This window comes from Actinomycetes bacterium (assembly GCA_036510875.1).
Taxonomy (GTDB): Bacteria; Actinomycetota; Actinomycetes; order Prado026; family Prado026; genus DATCDE01.
In genome coordinates, this window is sequence record DATCDE010000040.1 from 1 (window position 1) to 2,571 (window position 2,571).

2 protein-coding genes are annotated in these 2,571 nt (G+C 67.2%); one reads left to right on the plus strand and one right to left on the minus strand.

Going from position 1 to position 2,571, the window contains the following annotated elements; all coding sequences use genetic code 11:
* A partial coding sequence (locus tag VIM19_02560) for a YccF domain-containing protein (GenBank protein HEY5183792.1) occupies positions 1-267 on the minus strand: 267 nt, incomplete at its 3' end.
* A gap of 493 nt (positions 268-760) precedes the next feature.
* On the opposite strand from VIM19_02560, the gene VIM19_02565 reads away from it, so the two are divergent.
* Positions 761-2,434, plus strand: coding sequence for an APC family permease (locus tag VIM19_02565; GenBank protein ID HEY5183793.1), 1,674 nt, complete (start codon positions 761-763; stop codon positions 2,432-2,434).
* Positions 2,435-2,571: the final 137 nt, after the last annotated feature.

Consider the following 2,571-nt stretch of genomic DNA (forward strand, 5'->3'; position numbering starts at 1 on the left):
CGCCACGATCTGCCCGAGTGCCAGCCACCACCCGAACAGGATGAGCCACAGGACGTTGCCAACCGTCGACGCGGCACCCGCGCTGGGCTTCCACACGACGGTGCGACCGAATGGCCACAACGCGTACCCGGCGAGTCGGAACGAGGCGATGCCGAACGGGATGGTGACGATCAACACGCAGGCGATCGCCCCCGCGACCACGTACCCCAGGGCCATCCAGAAGCCGGAGAAGGCCAACCAGAGGATGTTGCCGACGGCGCGTAGCACTGGGCAACTGTACGTCCCGGCACGAAACCGAGCGCCGTGTCGGATCCGCTGGCATCGCGTGGGCTGCCTGTGTCGTACCTGCACCGCCCGGCATCGGACGACAGGCCCGCGGGCGGTCCCTCCACTGCGACCCGGTTGCCGTCGCGCCCTCCATCGGTGACCACCGTGGGGCAGGCGCGCGCCCAGGCTGCGACGTCTCCGGCGGTCACCTCAGGGTGGAACTGGGCCGGCCACCGGCCATGAACCCGCCCGGAACGGGCACAGCAAAGCTGGAGCTCGTGAGCCGTGTCCCGATCGAGACCCCCGCCTCTGCACGGCCCGGGGGCACGAGACTCGCCCCGGGGCACCTCGGGCCGGGTCAAAGTGCCCGTACTCCCGCGCGGGCAGGACCCACTCGCGCACTCAAACGGCTGACCTGGCATCCCGCGCGCATCTACCTTGCGGGGATGAGGTCAAGTCCACGGGGTGCGGGGGAGAGCGGCGGAGGTCGTCCATGACGATGATCAGCGAGCCAACCAGTTCTGGCGTCGGAGGCGGTGGCAAGGGCCTGAGGACGGGGGCACTGGGACTGCTGTCAAGTGTCGTTATCGGGGTTTCGTCGACGGCCCCCGCGTACTCGCTGGCCGCGACCATCGGAGCGGTCGTCGCGATCGTGGTCTTCCAGACCCCGATCGTGATGGTGATGGCCTTCGTCCCGATGCTGTTCATCGCCTACGCCTATCGCGAGCTCAACCGGGTGGCCCCCGACTGCGGCACGACGTTCACCTGGGCCACCAAGGCGTTCGGACCCATGACCGGCTGGATGGGTGGTTGGGGCATCGTCGCTGCCGACGTGATCGTGATGGCAAGTCTGGCGCAGATCGCGGGGTCGTACTTCTTCCAGTTGTTCGGGGCCGATGGGCTCGCGAACGAGAAGTGGCCAGTGTTCCTTGTCGGCGCGGCGTGGATCGTTCTGCTGACCTACGTGTGCTATCGGGGCATCGAGGTTTCGGCGCGGTTCCAGTTCGTGATGCTGTCCGTCGAGGTGGTCTTCCTCGTCATGTTCAGCGTTATCGCGCTCATCAAGGTCTACACCGGCCACGCTGCGGCCACCGCGGTGAAGCCCTCGCTGTCCTGGTTCAACCCGTTCCACATCGACAGCATGAGCGCGTTCAGCGCCTCACTGCTGCTGGCTGTCTTCATCTACTGGGGCTGGGACAGCGCCGTGTCGGTCAACGAGGAGACCAAGGACCCGGCGAAGACCCCTGGCCGGGCCGCCGTCATCTCGACAGTGATCCTGCTGGCCACATACGCGATCGTGTCGACCGCGACGCTCGCCTTCGCCGGGCCGAAGGTGCTCGAGGAGAACAGCAGCGACGTCTTCGCGGCGATCGGCTCGCAGGTGCTGGGCAGCGGGTTGGACAAGATACTGATCATCGCGGTGCTGACCTCGGCAGCCGCGTCCACCCAGACCACGATCCTGCCGACCGCTCGCACGACCCTGTCGATGGCCGCGTATCAGGCCCTGCCACCGAACTTCTCCCGGATGCACCCCCGGTTCCTGACCCCGACGGTCTCCACGATCGTGATGGGCGGCGTCTCCATCGCCTTCTACGGCGCGCTGGCGGCGATCTCGGACAACATCCTCGCCGACTCGGCCTCAGCCGTCGGCCTGCTCATCGCGTTCTACTACGGGCTGACCGGCTTCGCCTCCGCCTGGTACTTCCGCAACGACCGCGGTGAATCTGCCAGGGACACGTGGGTCCGCGTCGTCGCCCCGCTACTGGGTGGGCTGATCCTGCTCGCGGCCTTCGTGTGGACCGCGTACCAGAACGCCAACGCGGACAACAGCTTCACTGTCGTCAACCTGCTCGGCTGGCACACGGGAGGCATCTTCGTGCTGTCGGTCGGGTCACTGATCGTCGGTCTGGCCCTCATGTTCGTCTCCAAGTGGCGATCCCCAGCGTTCTTCACCGGCGAGGTGCTCAACCGGGAGACTCCGATCCGGGTGCTCGAGGGCGAGGTCGTGGTCGTGGACGAGAAGATGGAGATCCTGGCGCCCACGTTGCCGGACGCTTCCTCAACCGAGCTGACCGTGATCCCGCCGATGTCGGTGGAGGAGTTGCGCGAGGCCGAGGCCGACGCGCGCGAGGAGCGACGCAACGAGGACGACGAACCGGGCGACTAGTACTACAGCCGCACTTATGGGGCGGCTCCTCGAGCTGCGTGGTGGCAGCGTCGGGCGCGCGCTTGGTGTCGTGGTCGCCAGCGTGACCGGCCGAGGGTGAAGCGAGGTTCGGCTGGTTGCTGCCAGACGAGACGAGT